General features: G+C 44.1%; 25 protein-coding genes. 5 read left to right on the top strand and 20 right to left on the bottom strand.

Translation table 11 applies throughout. The annotated features are described in order from the left end of the window. The 3 genes from yihI to ELZ11_RS18460 form a co-directional block, all read right to left on the bottom strand. On the bottom strand, positions 1 to 552 hold the full coding sequence (gene yihI / locus ELZ11_RS18450) for a Der GTPase-activating protein YihI (protein ID WP_137358849.1): 552 nt from the start codon (positions 550 to 552) through the stop codon (positions 1 to 3). Next, on the bottom strand, positions 552 to 1190 hold the full coding sequence (locus tag ELZ11_RS18455; protein ID WP_167494720.1) for a class I SAM-dependent methyltransferase: 639 nt from the start codon (positions 1188 to 1190) through the stop codon (positions 552 to 554). The genes yihI and ELZ11_RS18455 overlap by 1 nt, the downstream gene beginning before the upstream one ends. A 577-nt stretch (positions 1191 to 1767) precedes the next feature. After that, positions 1768 to 2385 carry a c-type cytochrome gene (locus tag ELZ11_RS18460; RefSeq protein WP_137358851.1) on the bottom strand — a complete coding sequence of 206 codons (618 nt, stop codon included), beginning with the start codon at positions 2383 to 2385 and terminating at the stop codon, positions 1768 to 1770. 148 nt (positions 2386 to 2533) lie between these two features. On the opposite strand from ELZ11_RS18460, the gene yihA reads away from it, so the two are divergent. Next, on the top strand, positions 2534 to 3187 hold the full coding sequence (yihA, locus tag ELZ11_RS18465) for a ribosome biogenesis GTP-binding protein YihA/YsxC (RefSeq protein ID WP_137358852.1): 654 nt from the start codon (positions 2534 to 2536) through the stop codon (positions 3185 to 3187). Positions 3188 to 3689: 502 nt separating this feature from the next. On the opposite strand, the gene spfP is transcribed toward yihA, so the two are convergent. From spfP to hemB, 4 genes are all read right to left on the bottom strand, one after another. Beyond that, positions 3690 to 3737, bottom strand: coding sequence for a small protein SpfP (gene spfP, locus ELZ11_RS24145; protein WP_438356636.1), 48 nt, complete (start codon positions 3735 to 3737; stop codon positions 3690 to 3692). A gap of 193 nt (positions 3738 to 3930) precedes the next feature. Next, positions 3931 to 6732 carry a DNA polymerase I gene (polA, locus tag ELZ11_RS18470; protein WP_137358853.1) on the bottom strand — a complete coding sequence of 934 codons (2802 nt, stop codon included), beginning with the start codon at positions 6730 to 6732 and terminating at the stop codon, positions 3931 to 3933. 621 nt (positions 6733 to 7353) lie between these two features. Further along, the gene (locus ELZ11_RS18475) at positions 7354 to 7788 is read right to left on the bottom strand and encodes a GNAT family N-acetyltransferase (protein WP_137358854.1); all 435 of its coding nucleotides are present in this window, start codon (positions 7786 to 7788) and stop codon (positions 7354 to 7356) included. 67 nt (positions 7789 to 7855) lie between these two features. After that, positions 7856 to 8902: a porphobilinogen synthase gene (gene hemB / locus ELZ11_RS18480; protein WP_137358855.1), complete on the bottom strand. Its 1047-nt coding sequence runs from the start codon at positions 8900 to 8902 to the stop codon at positions 7856 to 7858. 184 nt (positions 8903 to 9086) lie between these two features. Between hemB and ELZ11_RS18485 the strand changes: the two genes are divergently transcribed. Continuing rightward, positions 9087 to 9848 carry a TatD family hydrolase gene (locus tag ELZ11_RS18485; RefSeq protein ID WP_137358856.1) on the top strand — a complete coding sequence of 254 codons (762 nt, stop codon included), beginning with the start codon at positions 9087 to 9089 and terminating at the stop codon, positions 9846 to 9848. 282 nt (positions 9849 to 10130) lie between these two features. Here the strand turns inward: ELZ11_RS18485 and tatC are convergent, their stop codons facing one another. The 7 genes from tatC to rmuC form a co-directional block, all read right to left on the bottom strand. Beyond that, positions 10131 to 10880, bottom strand: a complete 750-nt coding sequence (tatC, locus tag ELZ11_RS18490) for a twin-arginine translocase subunit TatC (protein WP_137358857.1) — start codon at positions 10878 to 10880, stop codon at positions 10131 to 10133. 83 nt (positions 10881 to 10963) lie between these two features. Next, positions 10964 to 11368, bottom strand: a complete 405-nt coding sequence (gene tatB / locus ELZ11_RS18495; protein WP_137358858.1) for a Sec-independent protein translocase protein TatB — start codon at positions 11366 to 11368, stop codon at positions 10964 to 10966. 3 nt (positions 11369 to 11371) lie between these two features. Next, positions 11372 to 11617: a Sec-independent protein translocase subunit TatA gene (tatA, locus tag ELZ11_RS18500; RefSeq protein ID WP_137358859.1), complete on the bottom strand. Its 246-nt coding sequence runs from the start codon at positions 11615 to 11617 to the stop codon at positions 11372 to 11374. A 53-nt stretch (positions 11618 to 11670) separates the two neighbouring features. Next, positions 11671 to 13305: a ubiquinone biosynthesis regulatory protein kinase UbiB gene (gene ubiB, locus ELZ11_RS18505; RefSeq protein ID WP_137358860.1), complete on the bottom strand. Its 1635-nt coding sequence runs from the start codon at positions 13303 to 13305 to the stop codon at positions 11671 to 11673. Further along, entirely contained in the window at positions 13302 to 13907 is a 606-nt protein-coding gene (locus ELZ11_RS18510; RefSeq protein WP_137358861.1) for a ubiquinone biosynthesis accessory factor UbiJ, read from the bottom strand. Before ELZ11_RS18510 ends, ubiB begins: the two co-directional genes overlap by 4 nt. Before the next feature lie 52 nt (positions 13908 to 13959). Beyond that, the gene (ubiE, locus tag ELZ11_RS18515; RefSeq protein WP_137358898.1) at positions 13960 to 14739 is read right to left on the bottom strand and encodes a bifunctional demethylmenaquinone methyltransferase/2-methoxy-6-polyprenyl-1,4-benzoquinol methylase UbiE; all 780 of its coding nucleotides are present in this window, start codon (positions 14737 to 14739) and stop codon (positions 13960 to 13962) included. Positions 14740 to 14857: 118 nt separating this feature from the next. Continuing rightward, positions 14858 to 16423 carry a DNA recombination protein RmuC gene (gene rmuC, locus ELZ11_RS18520; protein WP_137358862.1) on the bottom strand — a complete coding sequence of 522 codons (1566 nt, stop codon included), beginning with the start codon at positions 16421 to 16423 and terminating at the stop codon, positions 14858 to 14860. 137 nt (positions 16424 to 16560) lie between these two features. On the opposite strand from rmuC, the gene ELZ11_RS18525 reads away from it, so the two are divergent. Then, positions 16561 to 17469 (top strand): DMT family transporter, encoded by a 909-nt coding sequence (locus tag ELZ11_RS18525; protein WP_137358863.1) that lies wholly within the window; start codon positions 16561 to 16563, stop codon positions 17467 to 17469. Between the two features lie 70 nt (positions 17470 to 17539). On the opposite strand, the gene ELZ11_RS18530 is transcribed toward ELZ11_RS18525, so the two are convergent. From ELZ11_RS18530 to ftnA, 4 genes are all read right to left on the bottom strand, one after another. Further along, a complete protein-coding gene (locus ELZ11_RS18530) occupies positions 17540 to 18370 on the bottom strand; it encodes an HDOD domain-containing protein (protein ID WP_137358864.1) in 831 nt (276 codons plus the stop codon). Between the two features lie 95 nt (positions 18371 to 18465). After that, positions 18466 to 19659: a BaiN/RdsA family NAD(P)/FAD-dependent oxidoreductase gene (locus ELZ11_RS18535; protein WP_137358865.1), complete on the bottom strand. Its 1194-nt coding sequence runs from the start codon at positions 19657 to 19659 to the stop codon at positions 18466 to 18468. A gap of 186 nt (positions 19660 to 19845) precedes the next feature. Then, positions 19846 to 20169: a universal stress protein UspB gene (gene uspB, locus ELZ11_RS18540; RefSeq protein ID WP_137358866.1), complete on the bottom strand. Its 324-nt coding sequence runs from the start codon at positions 20167 to 20169 to the stop codon at positions 19846 to 19848. Positions 20170 to 20236: 67 nt separating this feature from the next. Further along, positions 20237 to 20764 carry a non-heme ferritin gene (gene ftnA / locus ELZ11_RS18545; protein ID WP_137358867.1) on the bottom strand — a complete coding sequence of 176 codons (528 nt, stop codon included), beginning with the start codon at positions 20762 to 20764 and terminating at the stop codon, positions 20237 to 20239. A gap of 177 nt (positions 20765 to 20941) precedes the next feature. On the opposite strand from ftnA, the gene uspA reads away from it, so the two are divergent. Both uspA and ELZ11_RS18555 read left to right on the top strand, forming a co-directional pair. Further along, the gene (uspA, locus tag ELZ11_RS18550) at positions 20942 to 21376 is read left to right on the top strand and encodes a universal stress protein UspA (RefSeq protein WP_137358868.1); all 435 of its coding nucleotides are present in this window, start codon (positions 20942 to 20944) and stop codon (positions 21374 to 21376) included. A 54-nt stretch (positions 21377 to 21430) separates the two neighbouring features. Beyond that, positions 21431 to 22324 carry a carboxylate/amino acid/amine transporter gene (locus ELZ11_RS18555; protein ID WP_137358869.1) on the top strand — a complete coding sequence of 298 codons (894 nt, stop codon included), beginning with the start codon at positions 21431 to 21433 and terminating at the stop codon, positions 22322 to 22324. A 127-nt stretch (positions 22325 to 22451) separates the two neighbouring features. Here ELZ11_RS18555 and ELZ11_RS18560 read toward each other — a convergent pair whose 3' ends face one another. Together ELZ11_RS18560 and ELZ11_RS18565 are read right to left on the bottom strand one after the other, a co-directional pair. Further along, the gene (locus tag ELZ11_RS18560; RefSeq protein ID WP_137358870.1) at positions 22452 to 22940 is read right to left on the bottom strand and encodes a hypothetical protein; all 489 of its coding nucleotides are present in this window, start codon (positions 22938 to 22940) and stop codon (positions 22452 to 22454) included. Between the two features lie 100 nt (positions 22941 to 23040). Further along, complete coding sequence (locus ELZ11_RS18565) at positions 23041 to 23820, bottom strand: class I SAM-dependent methyltransferase (RefSeq protein ID WP_137358871.1); 780 nt, start codon at positions 23818 to 23820, stop codon at positions 23041 to 23043. Positions 23821 to 23845: the final 25 nt, after the last annotated feature.

Below are 23845 nucleotides of genomic sequence, written 5' to 3' on the forward strand. Positions count from 1 at the left end.
CTACCCTTTAAAGTTATCTAAATCGATATCTTCAAATTGAGATAGCAAGTCTTCATCTGAGTTAGCTTTCTTCGATACAGACACTGGCGCTTCTTCGAATGTCTCTTCCTCTTCTGGCTCTAACAAGCCAAGGCGATCCATCAAGAACTCAATACGATCTAGCTTCTCATCGACGTATTTCTGTAGACCAGCACCTAGGTTTTCACCATTTTCAATACGATCAAGCAAGATGTTCAGTTGAGCATCATTTTCAAGCATTTCCAGCTCTTGCTCATTAGAAAGCTTACGCTCTTGCTTGGTTTGCTTCTTCACTGGTTCGATAACCAATGGGATTTTTTTCTTGCTGCCTAAACGTGGATCGCGGTTTTGTGCGGCTTTACGCTGCTTCGCTTCGCTACCATCAGAGTGGCGGCTACCCGACTTCAAACCTTTACGCTTTTTAAGACGTTTACGCTCACGGCCTTCAACGTCAGACTCGCTACGGTTGCGAGTTACAATAACTTCAGGAGCACCAGCGGCTCCCGGCTTTCTAGATTTCTTACTACGGCTCATTACTGGGTCTTCCTCAGTAAAATTACATCATTTCCAACAAATTCGAGTTCGAGCTTATCCCGCTCAGCCAAAAACTGGAATGTTTGGCGACTAAAAAACACCACATGCGTTGGGTCATTTTTATAGTGCCAACCAGCAAACGCGTCTACGTCTATTACTAGTTTGGTCATCAAACCAATCCAGCCACCTGGCTTAACTAAATTCAACCATTGCTGCCATATCTGATCAGGGTGATAAAGATGCTCTATCACTTCAGTGGCAGTCATAAAGTCGTACGTTCTCTCTAATGCAGTAGCATCAGGGTGATAATAAATGTCGTACAACTCCATTGTGTGCCCTGCCTCTTCTAACATTAAAGATAATGTAGGGCCTGGGCCACAACCAAAATCCAACCCTTGAGAGTTAGACGGTATTCTATCTGTTAGTGGTTCGGCAACGCGCGATAGAAATCGGCGATAGCCTTCATCACTAGGATCGTTCTCATGTAGATCATAGTGTGCTTTTTCTTCGCTTGCAGCTAACCGCTGTTGCGGGTCAACAAATACCAATTCACATTGCTGGCACTGTAGATAGGCTCTACGTTTATCAGCAAAATAATGAATCACGCTATCGTGATGGCATAAGGGACAAGTATACATGTGCACATCCTTAAACAGGGATGCGAAACATACCAGAAACTGGCTATAGAGTGGAGAGGTATTGAGTGTTTTTTCAGCAAATCAATAAAAAAAGCGATAGGAAAACCTATCGCTCTCTAAATCTGCCTGTACTGGCCAAAATTTGTATACTCAATCTGGTACACAAATCTCCATTTGTTATTGGTGCTTTCCTTGCCAAATTGTTTGTTTTTCATCGTCCTGATGAATTTTGGCTTTCCTTTTCTAACACCTTGTTACTGGGCTATCCAAGCCTGATCCATTTCTGTCTATACCATTAGACAAAGGCGATCATCCATATCTGAGTTCGGCTCCGTGCCGATGCGCTTACTATACCGCGTCAGCGTAGTGCGACCAGCCTTTGAGTTCACACTTTAGATCTATATATTTCTCAGTTTTAAATCGCTTTATGAATCAATAAATTAGAATTGTTAATTTAAAGTTATACGGTAAAGAATGGCGAATGTCTCACAGGACAGTGAGAAAATGGAGACAAAAGAAAACGCCCCTACCAAATGGTAAGGGCGCTTCTTAATTCTGTGCTCGAGCGTGTATCTTATTAGTGTAAACCACCAACGTACTTCGATAAGGTATCAATATCTTCGTCGGTTAGCTTTTTAGAGACATCACGCATCATCGCGTTCATATCGTTATTGCGGCTACCGTCGCGGAATTTTTCTAGTTGCAGTTTGATGTAATCAGCTTGCTGGCCCGAAATCTTAGGGAAACCAGACAACTCCGTACCATTACCACGAGGGCCATGACACGCGATACATGCTGTAATACCACGCTCGGCATCACCTGCTGTGTAAAGCACTTTACCTGCTTCTACTACGTTTTCTGGTGTTGTATTACCAGAAATCGGTAGTGATGCGTAATATGCAGAAAGATCTGCAATATCTTCATCGGTTAGTGGCATAGCCATACCACTCATTACTGGATCGTAACGACCTTGCTTACCACCACTTGTCATACCTAACTTGAGATCTTTCAACTGCTTCTCAAGGTACTTGGCATGTTGACCAGCCAGTTTCGGGTAATTGGTGATTAGACTGTTGCCGTCAGCACCATGGCAGGCAACACATGTTTGTGATTTTGCTTTACCAGCTTCAATACTACCTTGAGCCCATACTGAGCAGCTGGCTAAAAGACTCAAAATTAGCGCTAATTTCTTCATGACATTCCATTATAATTATCAAGCTTCCAGTACCACTCTATGTTGCCACTCATGGTACAATAGGCGACCTTATGCCGAGCACGGTTATTTTACACAATTTCACAAAAAAGTAATCAATCGACTACACAAAGTCGAGATGGAGTTAACAGTGAGCGTAAAAATTCATTATCAAAACACGCATTTCATTACGAGTGCGCCAGATATTCGTCATTTACCAGAAGATGAAGGTATCGAAATTGCGTTCGCAGGACGTTCCAACGCAGGTAAGTCTAGTGCGTTAAACCGCCTGACAAACCAAAAAAGCTTAGCGAAAACCAGTAAAACACCAGGCCGTACTCAGCTGATCAACTTATTCAAAGTGGATGAAGGTTGTCATATTGTCGATCTACCTGGATATGGTTTTGCACAAGTACCACTTGAAATGAAAAAGAAGTGGCAAAAATCACTGGGTGAATATCTACAAAAGCGTGAATCATTGAAAGGCTTAGTGGTGCTTATGGATATTCGCCATCCCATGAAAGATCTCGACCAACAGATGATCTACTGGGCAATTGATAGCCGTATCCCTGTGCAAGTATTGCTGACTAAAGCTGATAAGCTCAAGAGCGGAGCTCGTAAAGCACAATTGCTTAAGATCCGTAAAGATGCGGAATCATTCGGTGGTGATGTAAAGGTAGATGTCTTCTCTTCCCTAAAAGGGATTGGTGTTGATCAACTAAGAAACAAAATGGATGAGTGGTTTGCCCCTGCATTTGCTCACCTAATTGAAGAAGAGCAACAAGACGACTCCGACGTTGAATAGATAGCTCTACGCAACACGAAAACGTACGAAACCTCACCTCTGTGTGAGGTTTTTTTATTTACAGGAAGAAAAAGAAACGACCAAGCAGTAGCAAGGGAAAGAAACTCCCCGCCATCCTAGCGGGGAAAGGGAGAGAAATACTATTCGTTTTAATTATCTGTTTAACATGACTTAAAACATTCTGTAATTCAATCACACTTTCGGTTGAGCCCATCTATTAAAAAACACCACAACCCATAAAGATCAATTAGTTACACCGACAGGCATGATCTAAAAGCCCTTAATTCCAAACAAGAATTAACCAAACTGTGAAGGGAATAATATTACAGATGGATCTATCAACAAATTACAATCAAGAGTTGAGTAAGCAAACAAAATGCTCTGGATAAGAATCAAGGAAAGAGAAGTGAGTAGCGATAAGATTATAGAGCTTTGAATTATATATAAATTTCTTTAGCACAAGAAAAAACGCCCCAGTCAAATACTGACTGGGGCGGCTGAATCAGCCTAATCCAATAACGTGAAACAAAAGGTCTGAAAGATAGAACATCTTACCTCTGTACCCTACGAGATTTAATGTACAACAATTGGTCAGAAATGGAAACTATTTTTGTAGTTTATTTTCATTAAAATTTCATTAAACAACGAAGTGCCTTTTTGCTTAGGATCTTTTTTCACGCCAAAAAAAAGCCAGCGTTTGTGCGCTGGCTCATAATAATCTTTCTATTTAGTATGATTTTTGACTAGTGCGCCTGATCCCAGTTATCACCATGACCAGCTTCTGCGACTAATGGAACTGCTAACTCTGCAGCAGCTTCCATCAATTCCTGTACTTTACTTTCAATTTCGGTCAGAGCTGACTCTTCAACTTCAAATACTAGTTCATCGTGCACTTGCATTAACAGCTTCACGCGGCCATCACCTTCCGCTTGAATCCACTCATCCACCAACAGCATGGCTTTCTTGATGATATCAGCAGCCGTACCTTGCATTGGAGCATTGATCGCCGCACGCTCAGCGGCTTTACGACGCATACCATTACGGGATTTGATTTCTGGTAAATGCAGGCGACGGCCAAAAATAGTTTCAACATAGCCCTGCTCCGACGCAGCACTACGCGTGTCTTCCATGTATTGCATCACACCTGGGTAACGTTCGAAGTAAGTATCCATATAATGCTGGGCTTCACCACGAGGGATACCAAGCTGCTTCGCTAAGCCAAATGCGCTCATGCCATAGATAAGACCGAAGTTAACCGCTTTAGCACGGCGACGTTGCTCGGTAGAAACATCTTCAATGCTTACCCCGATGATTTCAGCCGCTGTCGCTGCGTGAATATCTTTACCCTGTTGGAATGCTTCCAATAACGCTTTATCACCCGATAGATGTGCCATAATACGCAACTCAATCTGAGAGTAATCGACCGCTAGAATCTTCCAGCCATGCGGCGCTACAAACGCTTGACGAATGCGGCGACCTTCTTCGTTTCGAATAGGGATATTCTGCAAGTTAGGATCGGTAGAAGATAAACGCCCCGTTGCAGTAACGGCCTGATGATAAGACGTATGAACACGCCCAGTCTCGGCATTGATCATCTTAGGCAGCTTATCGGTGTAAGTCGTTTTCAGCTTCGCTAATCCACGATATTCGATGATTAACTTAGGTAGCGGGTAATCAAGAGCCAGCTCTTGCAGAACTTCTTCATTGGTAGAAGGGGCACCGGAAGGCGTTTTCTTGATAACGGGTAATCCCATTTTCTCAAACAAGATCGCTTGAAGCTGCTTAGGAGAGCTCAGATTAAATTCTTGCTCTGCAATTTCGTACGCCTTTTGTTCTAGTTCATCTAAACGCACTGCTATTTCTTGCGATTGAGCGCCAAGCAGCATGTCATCAACGAATACGCCTGTGCGTTCAATACGAGACATAACCGGAACCAATGGTACTTCGATCTCTTGGTAAATAGCTTTCAGCTTTTCATCTTGCTCAATATTTTCCATTAAGCGGTTATGCAAGCGTAAAGTTACATCTGCATCTTCCGCCGCGTAAGGCGCCGCTTGCTCGAGTTCTATTTGATTGAACGTTAGCTGCTTCTTACCTTTGCCTGCAATCTGCTCAAAAGAAATGCAGCTATGTTGTAAGAAACGCAACGCTAGGCTATCCATATCATGCTTACCACCTACGCTGTTGAACACGTAAGAAGCCAACATCGTATCGTGCTTAATGCCTTTCATCTCGATGCCGTATCGAGCCAAAACACTCGCATCATACTTGAGGTTCTGGCCAACTTTAGCTTGAGTATCATCTTCCAAAATCGGTTTAAGTTGCTCAAGAACCCAATCGCGATCTAGCTGTTCAGGAGCATCTAGGTAATCGTGTGCTACTGGTACGTACGCCGCCACGCCTTCTTCTGTCGCAAACGAAAGCCCAACCAAGTTAGCGACCATGTAATCTAGGCTGTCGGCCTCGGTATCAAAGGCAAACACTTCTGCAGCTTGTAATTTATCTAACCACTTAGCAAAGGTTTCTTGATCTAGAATCGTTTCATATTGGCTACGATCGATAGTCACCGCTGAGGTATTCATTTCTGTAGCGGTTGAAGGAGTACTATTGCGACCCGCTCCTGCTGAGGCAGACTTTTCGTCCGCTTCAACAACTCCCGTCCCCCCCTCAAGTAACTCATTCAACCAAGATTTAAATACCAGCTGACCGTACAGTTTGATCAGCTCATCGGTATCTGGCGTTGCTTTCACCAAGGACTCAGGAGTTTCTTCAAGTTCAACATCTAGCTTAATGGTGGCCAATTCATACGACAATTTGGCATTATCTTCATTATCGATGAGCTTCTTCGCCATGGTTTTAGAGCCACGGAAGCCAAGAGCGGCAATGTCATCAAGGTTTTGATATAGCTTTTCAATGCTACCAATGCCTTGTAGAAGAGCAGTCGCTGTTTTATCACCGACACCAGGTACACCTGGGATGTTATCGACTTTATCGCCCATTAATGCGAGGTAATCGATAATAAGTTCAGGTGGGATACCAAACTTTTCAATTACACCTTCGCGATCCATCACCACGTTAGTCATGGTGTTAATCAAGGTAACGTTCTCATCCACCAGCTGAGCCATATCTTTATCACCAGTACTGATCAGTACCGGAATGCCCGCGTTAGACGCCTGAGAGGCCAAGGTGCCGATCACATCATCAGCTTCCACACCTGGAATTGAAATCAGTGGTAAGCCCATCGCACGAATAACATTATGTAATGGCTCGATTTGGCAACGTAAATCATCGGGCATCGGAGGACGATTGGCTTTGTACTCTGGATACATATCATCACGGAACGTTTTGCCTTTTGCATCAAAAATGACCGCAATACGATCAGAGGCAAATTGGCGCATCATGCTGCGGAGCATATTCACAACACCGTAAACGGCATTGGTTGGGATATCACCATTACTCATGGTGCCAGGGTAAGCATGAAAAGCACGATAAAGGTAAGAAGAACCGTCAATGAGAATCAACGGATTATCAGGAATACGAGCCATAATATTTGTGTATCCAGTAAGTACAGAAATGATCTGTTAAGGATGCCACGTCTCTAGCTCTGATGCTATGCCAACACCTTTATCTGAGACTGGCATTTACCTGTTACTTTTTCACCGCCCAAAACACCCTTCTGTGGATAACTCTGTTTATATTATTTACCCACAAGTTGATAACTGAGATAAAAAGCACACCAAAATAAACATAAGACATTGAAAACAAATAATAAAACCAGAGATCGATCATCTAATTTACGATCTTTTTACGATCTTGCATTGTGGAAAAGAATGCTGATGTTGTTTTATTCACAAATTTGAAAGGATGGTTTTGCGTAAATAGAAAAAAAGCGACACCCGAAGATGTCGCCTAGCAAAAAACGGTAAGCCATTCTAAATGAATACTACAGCTTAACCAAAAAGCTATAAATTACACTGGAAGCAATGTGAGCAATGTCGTGTCAAAAAGAACTTAGTATAAGTTCGCGAGAATTCTGTTTTTCAGTGAGCCATTTACTCGCTGATTCAACATCCTTGTGAACTGTTTCCTCATTCCCTAAGACGCAGTTAATAATAATGATTCTCATTTCACAGTCAAGCTCTAAATGAGAAAAAATCTCATTTAATTTATAGAAACTTTACAAAATGGATTCGAGATTCTTCAATACTTTCTTTTTCTTCTAACTTTTCAATTAGATAGGAGTTCCTTAGTAATAACCGCAACATTACCGGAAATTGATTACGAGACTTCACCTTTAGCTGTTGATAGCCCTGTTCCCGCACCCATCTCTCCTGAACATCTAATTGTTGCTGAGCCACCCCTTTATTTCTTGCGAAAGAAGTCACACCACCAAACCAACTATAAAAAGTCGTGCTATCTAACTGATAACCAATTTTGAAGCCAAGTAATCGCCCTTGCTCTTCTGCAACCAAAATTAGGGACTTCTTCCCCTTAATGCGCGTTGTTAAGGACTCCACTGTTTCCTTATGTGCAAATTCATCAATCTGTTCAACAACGCTAATAACTTCTTCTAATGTACCTTCACGAACAACGACCGTCATCGCTCATTCCTCTAATGAAAAAGGGCTGGTATAAACCAGCCCTTAAATATATCAAATGCTAAGTGGGTTACTCTGTATCCACTAAATGCTCAGCTGCACGAGCGTTATCTTCTGCTAGCCACTCTGCAACATCTTTCGCGAAGTACGTCAAAATACCATCTGCACCAGCACGCTTGAAGCATAGTAGAGACTCTAGAACGGTTTCACGTTCCTTCAACCAGCCATTTTGAATCGCAGCTTTATGCATCGCATATTCACCGGATACTTGATAAGCAAAAGTCGGCACTTGCAGTTCATGCTTAACACGGCGCACAATGTCTAAGTAAGGCATACCTGGCTTAACCATTACCATATCAGCGCCTTCATTGATGTCCATCGCGACTTCATGAATCGCTTCATCACTGTTAGCCGGATCCATTTGGTAGTTTTTCTTATCACCACCTTTAAGGTTGGAAGCACTGCCGACTGCATCACGGAACGGTCCATAATAGCAAGATGCATACTTAGCAGAGTACGCCATGATCTGAGTATGTACGTGACCAGCTTCTTCTAGCGCTTCACGAATCTTACCAATACGACCATCCATCATGTCAGATGGTGCTACAACATCGGCACCGGCTTCAGCATGCGATAAAGCCTGCTTGATTAGTACTTCAGTTGTCTCATCGTTTTGCACGTAACCATCTTCATCGATGATGCCGTCTTGGCCATGCGTGGTGAATGGGTCTAGTGCCACATCCGTAATCACGCCCATTTGTGGGATATGTTCTTTCAGTGAACGTACCGCACGTTGAACCAAGCCTTCAGGATTATACGCTTCCGTCGCACATAAGCTCTTCGCATCTTGGTTAACCACTGGAAATAGAGCAATAGCAGGCACACCCAAGTTAGCCAAATACAACGCTTCTTCCAACATCAAATCGATAGAAAGGCGCTCAATGCCTGGCATAGATTCCACTGTTTCGCGGCGATCTTTACCCATCAATATGAACATTGGGTAAATAAGATCGTTCACCGACAACTGGTTTTCTGCCATCAATCGACGGCTAAAGTCGTGTTTACGCATACGACGCATACGTCGCCCTGGGAATTGACCTTGAATTGAAACAGACACGAGATTCTCCTTGCCCAATGTTAATACTGACTAATAAATACTTGGCAAAAGCATATCACTCATTATCTAAGACGCTAGCAGTAAAGAGAAAATCCATGTCCAAAAAGGTCACTATTTACAAAAAATGACCTTCTCCTCACACTGCCGTATACTCAGCTCAACCAAAGTTGTTCAGGACAAAACCATGATTGACACTCACGCGCATATCTATGCCAGCGAATTTGATAACGACAGAGAAGAGGTCGTACAGCGAGCACTGGCTCAAGGTATCGACAAGATTTTACTTCCAAATATCGATTTAGAATCGATTGAACCAATGTTAAAAACAGAGGCTCAATTCCCAGAAGTATGTCGTTCAATGATGGGACTACATCCTTGCTACGTTGACAAGAATGTAGAGCAAAACCTAGCGACAGTGCGAGCTTGGTTTGAAAAGCATAACTTTATTGCGGTCGGTGAAATTGGTATTGACCTGTACTGGGATAAAACCTTTAAAGCTGAACAAGAAATGGCATTTATCACTCAGCTTAACTGGGCGAAAGAGCTCAATTTACCGGTTGTTATCCACACTCGAGATTCAATAGAAGAAACCCTAACGCTACTTCGCCAAGAACAAGACGGGTCTTTGCGTGGTGTATTCCACTGCTTCGGTGGTAGCGTAGAAGAGGCACGAGCAATCAACGATTTGGGCTTTCACTTAGGGTTAGGCGGAGTATCCACATTCAAAAACGGTGGCATGGACAAAGTAATCCCACATCTTGATATGGATTACGTAATTTTAGAAACAGACTGCCCGTACCTCGCGCCTGCACCCCACCGCGGTAAGCGCAATGAACCCGCCTACACCCAACTTGTCGCTCAACGAGTCGCAGATCTAAGAGAAACCAGTGTGGCAGAGATAGATTCCATCACCACAAGGAATGCATATCAATTATTTGATATATAAAACATAATCCCACATACCACTTTATGGTTATACCTTGAGGATTATATAAATCTCGTTTAATATACGCGCTTACAATAAATTACAAATAAAAGTGAGCCGTATATGTGTGAACACACTATTCACTTACAGCGTCATCATAGAAAACTTTGGCATAAAATCGTCGGAATAAAAGAGCTTTATATTTGCGCTGTGTGCGGAAAAAAACTAAAAATCCGCTAGCAACAAATAAAAAACGGTTGGCCTACTAAGCCAACCGTTTTTTATATCCTACGTATTAAAAACCTACGCCTCTTCTTGCTCTTCATCACTAGGCTTCTTCACATAGAAGCGAGCGAAGAATAAACCAACTTCAAATAGCAAACACATTGGAATCGCAAGTAAGGTTTGAGAAATCATATCGGGTGGTGTCAGCATCATGCCGATAATGAAGGCCCCAACCACAATGTATGGGCGCTTTTCTCCTAAGCTTTTTGGCGTGGTCGCTCCAGTCCAACACAACAAGATGATGGCTACAGGCACTTCAAAGGCAATACCAAACGCCAAAAAAAGCGCGAGTACAAAATCCAAATAGCTAGATATGTCCGTTGCAAACTCCACTTGCCCTAATGAAATAGCAGTGAAGAAGCCAAACACTAGCGGAAATACCACAAAGTAAGCAAACGCCACTCCACAGTAAAATAGCAACGAGCTCGATGCCATCAATGGCATGATCAAGCGTTTTTCATGTTTGTATAAGCCAGGTGCAACAAATGCCCAAACTTGATACAAAATAAATGGGACCGCGACAAAAATCGATGCGATTAAAGTCAACTTCAGTGGAGTAAAGAATGGTGATGCGACATCTGTAGCGATCATCGTCGCCCCTTCTGGCAGACGATCTACCAAAGGTGCGGATACAAACTCATAAATGTCGTTAGCAAAATAAATCAGCCCTAAGAACACAACCAACACCGCCACGATGGCACGTAAAAGTCGGTTTCGTAATTCTAATAAGTGGGTGATTAAAGGCTGTGTCTGCTCAGTCGAAGACATGTCAAACCTCTTAAACAGGAAGATCGAAAAGGAGCCACCTCAATACTATTTATACAAGTATCCAGCGGCTCCTCCTTGCGAGACTATTCGGCTTTCTTATCTGGCGTCACTGATTCACCACCGTTCACAGGAATACTCTCGTGATTAGTATCGGCAACACTGCTTGTCGTGTCACTTGGTTGATCAGATTCAGGCTTAGCATACGGACGTTGAACTTGCGCAGCAGCCTGCTTGAGTTCATCGACCGAAGCTTTAAGATCTGGAGATAAATCTTCCATCCCCATTTGCTCCGCCTTGCGCAGGTTTTCTTGTAGCTCTTGCACTTTTAGCTCATGTGAAAGTTCATCTTTCACATTGTTCGCCATGCTTTTCGCCTGTCCAATAAACTTGGACACACTACGAATTGCAACTGGTAAACGCTCAGGCCCTAGAACGACTAACCCGACGACAGATATTAATACCAGTTCCCAAAAACCGATATCAAACACGACTTACGCCTGCTCTTTGTCTTTCTTAGTTTCAGCAGTAGCGTCTGTTTTCTGCTGTTGCTCAATGTTCTTTGGTTCGAAGTCTGCGTCTTTCTTATCTGCAGGCTTATCTTCATCGCTCATTGCTTTTTTGAAGCCTTTAACCGCAGAACCTAAGTCGCCGCCCATGCCGCGTAATTTCTTAGTTCCGAACAGTAAGATCACGATTACAGCGATGATCAGAAGTTGCCAAATACTAATACCACCCATTCTATTTACCTCGGGTCTATCTACACAAAAATTATTTTAAGAGAGTCTACCGCTTAACGACGGTAAGCTCGCCAACTTAGCAACCAAAATGTGACACCTGCGATGCCACAGCCCATACTCAGTTGCTCATAAGGGCTTGAAACTAATATTGCGGAGCATACGACTAAAGTGGCTCCAACACCAAACAAAAACTTTCCAGTTGCTTGTTGACGTTTGCTGTCTCGATAACCTTGATAAAGCTGATCCATTCTTTGGTTCATCGCTTTACCTTGACGTAAGCTATCGTATAAAAGCTCCGGCAGTTCAGGCAGTTTTTCCGCCCAAAATGGGGCACGCTCTTTTACTGCATTGATCACCGCTTGCGGGCCAACTTGCTCCATCATCCATCTTTCTAAAAATGGCTTAGCGGTTTCCCACAAATCCAATTGTGGATATAGCTGACGCCCTAACCCTTCAATGTACAGCAAAGTTTTTTGTAGCAAGACCAGCTGTGGCTGAACTTCCATATTAAAACGACGCGCCGTATTGAATAAGTTTAGCAATACGTGACCAAATGAGATCTCACCAAGTGGCTTGGCAAAAATCGGTTCGCAAACAATGCGAATAGCGAACTCAAAATCGTCCACGTTAGTGTCGTGCGGTACCCACCCTGAATCGACATGCAACTCGGCAACTTTACGGTAATCTCGATTAAAGAATGCCAATAAATTCTCGGCCAAATAGCGCTTATCTTCACTGTTCAGCGTGCCTACTATGCCGCAATCCAAACCGATCCACTGTGGATTGTCTGGGTTTTCCGGGTTAACGAACACATTTCCCGGATGCATATCTGCATGGAAAAAGCTGTCGCGGAACACTTGAGTGAAGAAAACGCTGACGCCACGTTCTGCCAAAAGCTTCATATTCGTGCCGTTCGCTTCCAACATTGGAATGTCAGACACTTGGATGCCGTATATTCGCTCAGAAACCATGACAGTTTCATTACTCAAGTCAGGAATTACTTCAGGAACATATAATTCTTCGCTACCTTCGAAGTTTCGGCGCAGTTGAATCGCATTTGCAGCCTCACGGCGTAAGTCCAACTCATCAAGTAAGGTTTTTTCGTACTCACGTACTACTTCAACCGGTTTCAAACGACGTGCTTCAGGAAGTGCTTTGGCGACTATACGCGCCATTCGGTACATGAGTTTTAGATCTGCATCAATGACTGGGCGAATATCTGGTCGAATAACCTTCAAAACGATTTCACGACCGCTATCTTTTAGCTTTGCAGTATGTACCTGAGCAATTGATGCAGACGCTAGTGGTTCGATATCAAAATCAGTAAACCAAGTATCAAGCGTATCGCCAAGCGCCAGCTCCATCTGCTCTTTAGCCAAGGCGCCATCAAAAGGCGCGACTTGATCTTGCAACAATGCAAGCTGATCTGCGATATGCGGAGGGAATAAGTCTCGACGCGTCGACATCATTTGGCCAAACTTGATCCATACAGGGCCCAGTTCTTGTAATGCCAAACGAAGACGGTGTCCCAACTCCTTTTCTGGGTGTTGGTTTTTAATCCAAAACAGAGATTTACGCGCCAATAACGGCGCTTTGGTCAACTGGTGAACCGGCATCAACTCATCGAGGCCGTATTCAAGCTGAACTTTAACGATATGGTAAAGACGCTTTATTTCTGCAGGAGTCATGCTTTCTCCAGCAATGCATCAAGCTTTGCTTCCAAACGTGCAGTGGCACTTTTTACATCATCGACTTGATCACAGAAGTAGGCGACTTCAAGTGGTGCAGGAGCTACTTTCCACTCTTCCGTTAATACCTGAGCTAAATGATTTTGATGCTTGCCTGCTTGTTTTGCGACAAAGCCACCGACATTTTTGATGCCTTGTACCACTGTATGAGCAACCACATCGCCGGTTACGCGCGACAACCACTCTTCGATATCTGGCTTACAGTCTGTCATTAACTGAGCAAACTTCTGTGCCAGTTGAATATCGCCTTCCAACACCAGCTTATCTTGCTTGATCAGCTGAGTGATATTGGATTGCTCACGCAGTTCAGGCAATACCGATAGGTTCAAAGATAAGTAGCAATCAGGTTGCCCTTCATATTCAGCCAGTACATCAATCTGCTGGCTAAAAACGAACGTCAGTGTCTTGTTTAACTCTTTCAGGTTTACTTGAATAACCTGCCCTTTTAAACGAGATAAACGACGCCCCAAATCAGGGTCGTCGTTTACTAGTGTATTAAGAGAGGTTTCGATTACCGCGGTCACCAATGGATCGAATGGCATGTCAGTCCTTAATTAATTCCTACAAGCGTGATAACAACGTATCGGTAACAACTTAAAACTTGTAACCACGGTGCAGCGCAACAATGCCGCCCGTTAAGTTGAAGTACTTAGTATTTTCAAAGCCTGCGCTTTGCATCATGCCTTCCAATGTTTCTTGATCTGGGTGCATGCGAATCGATTCTGCTAAGTAGCGGTAGCTGTCTGCATCGTTTGCAATAAGCTCACCCATTTTCGGCAATAGGTGGAAAGAGTACGCGTCGTACACTTTTGATAGAGGCTCTAACACTGGCTTAGAAAACTCTAGAACCAATAAGCGGCCACCTGGCTTTAATACGCGGTACATTGAACGAAGCGCTTTATCTTTATCCGTCACGTTACGTAAACAGAAGCTGATCGTAATGGCATCGAAGTAATTGTCTGGGAATGGCAGTTCTTCTGCGTTCGCTTGAACGTAGTGAACGTTACCAACGATGCCACTGTCGCGCAATTTGTCACGACCAACATTCAACATTGAGTTATTGATGTCTGCCAATACCACATGGCCCGTTTCGCCGACAATACGTGAGAATTTAGCGGTTAAGTCACCAGTACCACCACCTAAATCAAGAATACGTTGACCAGGGCGAACGCCACTGCAATCAATAGTGAAGCGCTTCCACAAACGGTGAACACCACCAGACATCAAATCGTTCATGATGTCGTATTTCGCTGCTACAGAGTGAAAGACCTCTGCGACTTTCGCGACTTTTTCATCTTTCGCGACCGTTTCAAAACCAAAGTGAGTGGTTTCTGATTCTAATGCTGAATTTGATTGCACGCTTGTGTCCGTCATGCTGTTGTCTACCATGGTAAGTCCTCATCAACAGCGCAAATTAACATCAAGGGCGCTGCAAGCGAGTAGTTTACTTTATCCTCAGCAGGTTGTCTTTGTTAGATAAATAAAATCCCAGTTAGGACTCTTCCTGTGACGAGTTCAAATTCGCGATTTTACTTAAACGATGATCGAGCGGGGATACCGCCGCCTTACTTTCTTCAGCCAAACTTTCACTTTGTGCAAGATCGGTAAGCGCGACTGAAATCGGCTTTTTCACCTCAACCCCAAGTGATTTAAAGCTTTCTGCTTGGCGAATCACATTGCCACGCCCCGTAGCTAATTTATTCATGGCACCTTGATAGCTCTGATTGGCTTTATCTAACGCCCCGCCGAGTCCTTCCATGTCATCCACAAACAAACGCAGTTTGTCGTAAAGCTTACTGGCACGCTCTGCGATCACTTTGGCGTTTTGGCTTTGACGTTCATTTCGCCACAAATTATCTATCGTTCTCAATGCCACCAGCAAGGTCGTTGGGCTCACCAAAATAATATTATGTTCCATCGCATCTTTAACCAAACTAGGGTCAGCCTGAATCGCGACTTGGAATGCGGGTTCCACGGGTACAAACATCAATACGTAATCCAAACTTTGGATCCCTTTCAATTGATGATAATCCTTCTGACTTAACCCTTTAATGTGCGCACGCAAAGCCAATAAGTGATCACGTAAAGCGCTATCTCGCTGTTGATCGCTTTCTGCATTGAAGTAACGTTCGTATGCGACCAAGGCCATTTTAGAATCGACCACGACTTGCTTATCTTGAGGTAAGTGAACAATCACATCTGGCTGGTAACGCTTGCCCGCTTCGTTCTGCAAATTCACCTGAGTTTGGTATTCATGTCCTTCTCGCAAGCCGGAATCAGCTAATACTCGTGCGAGCACCACTTCCCCCCAATTACCTTGCTGCTTATTATCGCCTTTCAATGCTTGCGTCAGATTAACCGCTTCACGGGTCATGTTTTCGTTTAATCGCTGTAGGTTCTTCAGCTCATGTACCAGAGTATGTCTTTCTTTCGCTTCTTGGCTGAAGCTATCATTCACTTGCTTCTTAAAACCTTCCAACTGTTCTTTTAAAGGCGACAGTAGCCCTTCAAGGCTTTGTTTGTTTTGCTGATCGACTTTGGCGGTTTTGGTTTCAAATAACTGGTTCGCAAGGTGTTCAAATTGCTGCTTTAAACGACTTTCCGCCTGCTCTAAGAGTTGCAGTTTTTCGCTATTGGCGAGGTTTTCTTGATCGTGGCGGGCTTCTTGTTCACGCAGTTCTGCTTCCAATTCCGCTTTATGATCTTTTAGGTGATTGATCTCATCTGCGTATTGCTGACGCTCTTGCTTAACGGCTTCAAAATAACGCAGCTTTTCCATCGCAGCCATTACTTTTCCGTGAGCTTGCTTGAGCTCATACGCAGCTTTATCACGCTCGCCATCAAGTTCATCCAACTCTTGCTGCGCTTGCGCAAGCGACTGTTGGAGCTGCGTACTTTTGGAATCAAATAACTGCTGACTAGAATCAATTTGTTGCTCTAACAACTGCTGTTGGAATGACATTTTCTGTTTCACCCACCAACCAACCGCTAGCCCACAGGTCACCGAACTGGCAAGAGCCGCAAGTAGAGTGGTTTGATGTTCAAGAATCCATTGCATGATAATGATTTAGCCTAATTAGAAATGCTTACTAGAATGGTATTTTGATACTGGATAAATGTCCAGTTTGTCGTATCTAATTTCGCCAGATAGACTAGGCGCTCCGTACCCTATTCACTAACCTATATTGAGTTGTTATGAACGAACGTCGCGCTTTAGGCTTTGGTCTCTCCGCTGTCTTATTGTGGTCCACCGTGGCTACCGCATTCAAGCTGACCCTCGCTGAGTTTTCACCGATCCAAATGCTGACGATCGCTAGCGTCGTATCTTCTATCGCTTTAATTATTATCTGTTTCGTACAAGGTAAACTATCGCAGCTCAGCACCACCTTTTTATCTAACCCTTGGTATTACTTATTGCTTGGGTTGATAAACCCACTGGCTTACTACCTGATTTTATTCAAAGCGTACGACTTATTACCCGCTTCTCAAGCGCAAGCTATCAACTACAGCTGGGCCATCACCTTAACACTAATGGCGGCGGTATTTCTTGGGCAGAAAATCCGCAAACAAGACTGGGTAGCCTGCGCATTCAGCTATTTAGGGGTAGTGGTTATTGCGACCAAAGGGAATGTGCTTGGGATGCAGTTTGATAGCCCGCTCGGGGTAGGGTTAGCGTTGCTCTCGACCTTATTATGGGCTGGGTACTGGATCCTCAATACCAAAAATAAAGCCGACCCGGTCATCGGGGTATTACTTGGCTTTTTGGTCGCCTTGCCATTTGCAATTGGCCTTAGCATCTATGAGGGCGAAAGCTGGAGCCAGATTAGTACTAAAGGCTGGCTCGCTGTCACTTACGTGGGTTTATTTGAAATGGGGATTACTTTCGTACTGTGGCTAAGCGCATTAAAATCGACCAACAACACCGCGCGTATCAGCAACCTTATTTTTGCTTCACCGTTTATCTCGTTAATGTTGCTGGCCACCATTATAGGCGAAGAGATTCACCCAACCACTCTCATCGGGTTAGTGCTGATCATTGCGGGGTTAGTGATTCAACAAGTGAAGTTTTCAAAAAACAAATCATTAGCCAGCGACAAGTCTTAACGTTTAATTGTTGCAGGCGCCCCAACGAAAAAGGCTAGCATTCGCTAGCCTTTTTACTTATTCAATCGACTTAATCTGAGAATAACTCATAGGCTAGCTCACTGCCTTGGCCTCTAACCCCATCAATTACCGCAATCATCTCATCTGGAATACTCAGCGCTTTTGCCGCCGGATGGCTATGCAAAAATTCGAGCTTTTCGCTTTCATCCAACATCGAGTCCCAACGGTTGTGTATTTCGCGCGATAAGTACATCAAACACGCCAGTTTTTTCGAGACACGCGCCTTACCGGGACGGTTCACATTGGCGATAGCATCTGCCATTTCTGGTGGGAATTTCCAAGCCTGAGCTAAGCGTGAACCCAATTCAGGCGCATCGGTTTGCAAAACTTCTCTTTGCACTGCTAAAGCACTTTCACCCGCTTCGACTCGAGCAGCGATCTCAACCGCTTGCTCTGGCACCAATGAATGGATCATCAATTCGCCGATGTTATGCAAAACCCCAGTCGTAAACACTTCATTCGGATCTAAGCCGATTTGTCCTGCGAGTTTGCTGGCGATCATCGAAATCTCAAAGGTATTCGACCAATAGTCTTTAACATTAAGGGTTTCAATTTTTGGGAAAGCACTAGAAAGAATAGAAGAGGAAACTAAAGTTCGAACCGCGCCACTTCCGACCCGTATGATGGCATCGTTAATGGTCGAAACAGGTTTGTTTCCACCAAAATGCGCTGAGTTTGCCATGCGTAAGATACGAGCACTCAGTACCTGTTCCATCGACATTTTTTTTGATAATTCGCCGAAATCGACGTTTTCTCGGTTCACCATTTCAAGCAATTCTTGAAGAATGCTCTCAATGCGGGGAAGTTCATTGAGACGGGATATCAAAGCTTGCTGGCTCATTGGCTCACTCCTTTCGCACGCTACCCTTCTTAATATAGAACAGTTTCGTCGCTTTAGAGTGAGCAATAATCGAATTACTTACGGGAGGAGATACCTTACACCCACTGACCTGCAACGTAGCCGCTCGACCAGCACCATTGGAAATTATACCCGCCTAACCAACCAGTTACGTCCATCACTTCACCAATGAAATATAGGCCAGACACCTTTTTACATTCCATGGTTTTAGAAGAAAGGTAATCCGTGTCTACGCCGCCTAGCGTCACTTCTGCCGTGCGATAGCCTTCAGTGCCGTTCGGAGCAATTTTCCAGTTTTCTAGATGCTCCACAATGGCGGCTAACTGCTTTTCATTGAACTGCTTTAACGGTTTATCATCGAGCTCTTTACGCTCAACCAACACTTCAACCAAACGCTTCGGTAATACTTTCGCTAAAGTATTTTTCAAACTCTGATTTGGGTGTTTTTCACGTGAACGCTCCAGTAACTCAGCCACATCCGCTTCTGGAACTAAATTGATGGATACCGCTTGTCCTGCTTTCCAGAATGACGAGATTTGTAAGACTGAAGGGCCAGATAAACCGCGATGGGTAAACAGCAAGGCTTCTTTGAACAATGTGCCATCTTGCGCTGTAATTTCGGCCGGAATCGCGATACCAGACAGCTCTGAAAAGTCTTCTTTGTCTTGTTTATGCAGCGTAAACGGAACTAAACCTGCTGTAGTCGGGAGCACTGGAAGGTCGAACTGTTCAGCGATTTTATAGCCAAATGGGGTTGCACCAAGCTTTGGCATTGATAAACCGCCTGTCGCCACGACTAACGATTCACATTCCAGTACATCGGTATTGGCATGCAAGGTAAACCCGGTATCTGTTTTCTCGATCGAGTGTACATCACACTGGTAACGCTGCGAGATATTGGGCATGTCACATTCACTAAGCAGCATCTTCACAATGTCTTTAGCGGTATGATCATTCACGCAAAACAGTTGCCCGTGATCGCGCTCTTCAAATTCGATTTCATGTTTGCTAATCATTGAAATGAAGTCCCAGTTGGTATACTGAGACAAAGCAGATTTCACGAAGTGGGGGTTGTTGCAGAGGAAGTTATTCGCACTCACATCGTAGTTTGTGAAGTTACAACGGCCGCCACCAGAGATAAGAATTTTACGTCCCGGCTTTTTCGCATGATCAACAACCAATACACGTCGACCTCGCTTTCCAGCTTCCGCAGCACACATTAAGCCTGCGGCACCAGCACCAATCACGATTACATCAAATTTTTCACTCATAGCAGTCTGCTTACCAATACCTTTCTCGCTCGGTCAAATGATGTCCTGTCGTTTGACTTCAGCCAATAAAAAAGGATGTGCAAAACAGCACATCCTTACTAATTTGTCGCTATTCTAACGGCAAAATCACACAATGCAATTGATGAACAATCGCTCAACCTAATCAAGCAAGCCTAGCGTGCATTTCTACACGATAAAGGCTGCCAACAAGGTAACGCCCAGCAACGACATAGACAAAATGAATAGCTCTCGGACTCGATCACATTTGGAAGTAAACACGGTATCGTGATGATGATGATACTCTTTACTTTTAATGTAATGGAAAAGACGAACTTGCTTGGTCACATTGCCATGCGTAGTGAAAAAGCCACCACCATCAACTTGTTGATAAAGCAATGGGTGAGCTTCACGCATAATGTATATCAGTGTGCGTAGCGCCGTTAAATATCGAGCCCAGTTAACACACGTCACCAACATCAGTGCAAATAGAATAGTGTCTCCGCTGATCATCTCTTCCTCCCTACATCTTCAAGAAGCTCAAGAGAAAAAGACAACCAGTGGCTAATTTCTCACAGTATTAAACTGCAGGAGCTTCCATTATTGAAGATGAACCTTCCTTTGCCAATTGCGCTAAATCTTTATCAATGAAGAACAACGCTTTACCGTCTTCACCAACAAGTTCTAGCTTATCCAAAATACCTTTAAACAGCTTTTCTTCTTCGTGCTGCTCTGCAACGTACCATTGCAGGAAGTTAAACGTTGAGTAATCTTGGTTTGTGAAAGCAACATGAGCCAATTTATTGATTCTTTGAGTGATCATTTGCTCGTGTTCGTAAGTTTCACGGAATACCGCACCTAGGCTTTCAAAGTCATGGTTAGGCGCTTCAATCGCCCCTAAGATTGGCATTGCACCCGTCTCGCTTACGTAAGTAAACAGGCGTTGCATGTGCTCCATTTCTTCGACTGCATGAGCGCGTAAAAACTCGGCTGCACCTTCAAATCCGTTATCTTCACACCAAGCACTCATTTGTAAGTATAGATTGGATGAGAAAAATTCTAGATTAATTTGCTCATTCAGTTGTTCAACCATAGTTTTAGACAGCATTGAAGTCTCCTAGTTACGCCTTAAATTTATTCTACTATATCATTATTTAATCAATATCTCGTAGCTCAATCATCCCTCACTTTGTTACGCAAACCAATGGATATGCGATCGCTCAGTCAAAAAAGGAAATTGTCTGGTGCTAACCTATAATAAGTTCATAAGTAGGGAGATAGTCGTATGAGTTACCAACATATTTTAGTCGCCGTCGATTTATCAGACGACAGTAAGATTCTGGTGGATAAAGCCGTAGCCCTCGCCAAACCACTCGAGGCCAAGGTTTCCTTTATTCATATCGATATCAATTACGCCGAGCTCTACACAGGTTTAATTGACATCAACATGGCTGAAACCCAGCATCAAGCTATGGAAGCCTCACGCATCCAACTGCAAAACTTTGCGGAACATGCGCGCTACCCAGTGACTCACACATTGATTGGTAGTGGCGATCTCAGCCATGAGCTGTGTGACACTATAAAAGAATTTAATATTGATTTAGTCGTGTGCGGCCACCACCAAGATTTCTGGAGCAAATTACTCTCTTCCACTAGGCAACTCATCAACGCCTCTCCGGTTGATATGTTGGTCATTCCACTTAAGGATTCGGAGGACTAATAGCGATAACTTCGTTAAACTGCGGCGTATCCATTCACGAAATGATTATTATTTATGAGTTATCTCGCTGCTGTCACCCTATTATGGGCGTTCTCATTTAGCCTGATCGGCGTTTATCTCGCGGGTCAGGTTGATTCATGGTTTTCGGTTCTGATGCGTGTGGGCTTAGCTAGCCTAGTATTTTTGCCTTTCCTCAAATTCCGCGACGTACCTAAATCCCTCATTGCCAAACTGATGGCGATTGGCGGTATTCAGTTAGGTTTAATGTACTGCTTCTACTACCAATCTTTTTTACTCCTCTCCGTACCTGAAGTCTTACTGTTCACTGTTTTCACCCCGATTTACGTCACACTGCTTTACGATCTATTGAAAGGCCAATTCTCACCTTGGTATTTGGTAACCGCCGCGATTGCAGTTTTAGGGGCCGTGTTCATCAAGTTTGCGGGCATTAACGACAACTTCTTGGTGGGTTTCTTAGTGGTTCAAGGCGCGAACTTATGTTTCGCAATTGGCCAAGTCAGCTACAAAGTGGTGATGGAACAAGAGTCAGTAGAGCTGCCTCAACATACCGTATTTGGCTACTTTTACTTAGGTGCACTCTGTGTCGCCTCTGTGGCTTTCATGCTGCTTGGCAACATCGACAAATTACCGACCACCAGCCTACAGTGGGGCATCTTAGTGTACCTTGGCTTAATTGCTTCTGGGGTCGGCTACTTTGTATGGAATAAAGGGGCTTGTACCGTCAATGCTGGTGCACTCGCCGTTATGAACAACGCACTGGTTCCTGCTGGGCTAGTGGTCAATATTCTGATTTGGAATCGTGATGTCGATCTTGTGCGACTCGCTACCGGTGGTGGCATTATTCTACTGTCGCTGTGGGTTAATGAGACTTGGGTGAAAAAGCGCATTAACAACGCGACTCCGACAAGCGATGTTGCAAAAAGCTAGCTAACCCAGGTGAAGTATCACCCGGATTTAAAAAGTTACTGAAACGAAAAAGAGCGCTATTAAAGCGCTCTTTTTTTGTATTCCATTTATTTCAACAAAGCAGTCATTGATGGCTTATACATTTTGCCTAGTGAACCTGCCCGGCAGAGAAGGTCGCACTTTCAATATTGTCCATGCTTTGATTAAGTCGGCTAAATTGCTTTTCTAGCGATTGATGCTTTTTAAGCAGCTTTTGTTGTTTCTTGACGACTTTTGCTAACGCTTTCGCGTGTTTTTTCTGTTTCTTAAGCGCTTTCTTTGCCTTCTTCAGCGACTTTTTATCCAGCATTTCGGCCGCAACTGGCTGCGGAGCTTCTGCTGCTACAACATTCAGCGTCACAGGCTCACTACGGCTTGGCAAAGTTTCCGCTAATAAACCACAAGCCACTTTCTCGGCATCCGGTTTAGATTGGCAGCTCGCGGGCGGAATTGCAGCAGGTTTGCATAAGTTATTTTTATCTGCGGAAGAGCGCGCACACGAACGGCACACGAATTTAGGTTCAGTGACCAAACTGTGGATCTCTCCTAAGTGCTCACTGATATCTCGACGATTTAACTTACAAAAACGTTTAGCCATGCTACAACTCCAGCTAAGAATAATAATAATTCTTAGTTAGATATACCTTTAGAATACGCGTTAAGCAAGGCTTTATTAGTAAGTTTTTAGCACGAAATTGCTAAGTCATTGATGCCTTTACATAGACATCAAAACGATTTTTTTTAGTTTCGATAGCCATGCTAGGTTTTTGCTGATCAAGCCATGCTGCGTAATCTGGTCTTTTCACGACCACGCGCTTACTGGCGAGTGCCAAAGCTGGCTGCAGCAAACCATCGGCATCCAGATCGGCACCCACCAAAGATTGGAATACGCGCATCTCTTTCTTAACCAACGCTGATTTCTTTTTGTTTTCTGGATGTGGGTACATAGGGTCGAGATACACTACATCAGGCTGTTCGAAGTTCGGGTCTTGAGCCAATTTGTCGAGCGCATCATGGCTAGAAGCGTGTAGCAGCTTCATTCGCTCACCAACCCAACCGCCAATGCTAGGATCTTGCTTGGCGCGCTCAATCCCGTCATCCAACAGCGCAGCGACCACAGGGTGACGCTCCACCATTTGTACTTTGCAACCCAGAGAGGCCAGTACAAAAGCATCACGCCCTAAGCCCGCAGTGCCATCGAGTACCGTTGGTGTAGCACCTTTATTCAACCCTGCCGCTTTTGCAATGGCTTGGCCTTTACCGCCACCAAACTTACGTCGATGACCTACCGCGCCACCCACTAAATCCACGAAAATAGCCCCGAGCTTCGGCTCATCGACTTTACGCAGCTCTAATCTTTGTTCTGTTAAAACTAACGCAAACTCACTATTTTGATCGTGCGTTAAATGCCAGCGCTCAGCCAATACGTCTAAGCGTTCAGTTTGATTAGGGTCTTCGCAAATAAGTTGAAGCTGCAAGGGGATCTCCGCCAAGGTGAAGGAT

The organism is Vibrio profundi (genome assembly GCF_005281835.1).
GTDB lineage: Bacteria > Pseudomonadota > Gammaproteobacteria > Enterobacterales > Vibrionaceae > Vibrio > Vibrio profundi.

Bases quoted from the DNA above. Each gene is read 5' to 3' on its own strand.
- yihI (WP_137358849.1), bottom strand. From the start codon at position 552: ATGAGCCGTAGTAAGAAATCTAGAAAGCCGGGAGCCGCTGGTGCTCCT.
- ELZ11_RS18455 (WP_167494720.1), bottom strand. From the start codon at position 1,190: ATGTATACTTGTCCCTTATGCCATCACGATAGCGTGATTCATTATTTT.
- ELZ11_RS18460 (WP_137358851.1), bottom strand. From the start codon at position 2,385: ATGAAGAAATTAGCGCTAATTTTGAGTCTTTTAGCCAGCTGCTCAGTA.
- polA (WP_137358853.1), bottom strand. From the start codon at position 6,732: ATGGCTCGTATTCCTGATAATCCGTTGATTCTCATTGACGGTTCTTCT.
- ELZ11_RS18475 (WP_137358854.1), bottom strand. From the start codon at position 7,788: ATGACGGTCGTTGTTCGTGAAGGTACATTAGAAGAAGTTATTAGCGTT.
- ELZ11_RS18485 (WP_137358856.1), top strand. From the start codon at position 9,087: ATGATTGACACTCACGCGCATATCTATGCCAGCGAATTTGATAACGAC.
- tatC (WP_137358857.1), bottom strand. From the start codon at position 10,880: ATGTCTTCGACTGAGCAGACACAGCCTTTAATCACCCACTTATTAGAA.
- tatA (WP_137358859.1), bottom strand. From the start codon at position 11,617: ATGGGTGGTATTAGTATTTGGCAACTTCTGATCATCGCTGTAATCGTG.
- ubiB (WP_137358860.1), bottom strand. From the start codon at position 13,305: ATGACTCCTGCAGAAATAAAGCGTCTTTACCATATCGTTAAAGTTCAG.
- ELZ11_RS18510 (WP_137358861.1), bottom strand. From the start codon at position 13,907: ATGCCATTCGATCCATTGGTGACCGCGGTAATCGAAACCTCTCTTAAT.
- ubiE (WP_137358898.1), bottom strand. From the start codon at position 14,739: ATGACGGACACAAGCGTGCAATCAAATTCAGCATTAGAATCAGAAACC.
- rmuC (WP_137358862.1), bottom strand. From the start codon at position 16,423: ATGCAATGGATTCTTGAACATCAAACCACTCTACTTGCGGCTCTTGCC.
- ELZ11_RS18525 (WP_137358863.1), top strand. From the start codon at position 16,561: ATGAACGAACGTCGCGCTTTAGGCTTTGGTCTCTCCGCTGTCTTATTG.
- ELZ11_RS18530 (WP_137358864.1), bottom strand. From the start codon at position 18,370: ATGAGCCAGCAAGCTTTGATATCCCGTCTCAATGAACTTCCCCGCATT.
- ELZ11_RS18535 (WP_137358865.1), bottom strand. From the start codon at position 19,659: ATGAGTGAAAAATTTGATGTAATCGTGATTGGTGCTGGTGCCGCAGGC.
- uspB (WP_137358866.1), bottom strand. From the start codon at position 20,169: ATGATCAGCGGAGACACTATTCTATTTGCACTGATGTTGGTGACGTGT.
- ftnA (WP_137358867.1), bottom strand. From the start codon at position 20,764: ATGCTGTCTAAAACTATGGTTGAACAACTGAATGAGCAAATTAATCTA.
- uspA (WP_137358868.1), top strand. From the start codon at position 20,942: ATGAGTTACCAACATATTTTAGTCGCCGTCGATTTATCAGACGACAGT.
- ELZ11_RS18555 (WP_137358869.1), top strand. From the start codon at position 21,431: ATGAGTTATCTCGCTGCTGTCACCCTATTATGGGCGTTCTCATTTAGC.
- ELZ11_RS18560 (WP_137358870.1), bottom strand. From the start codon at position 22,940: ATGGCTAAACGTTTTTGTAAGTTAAATCGTCGAGATATCAGTGAGCAC.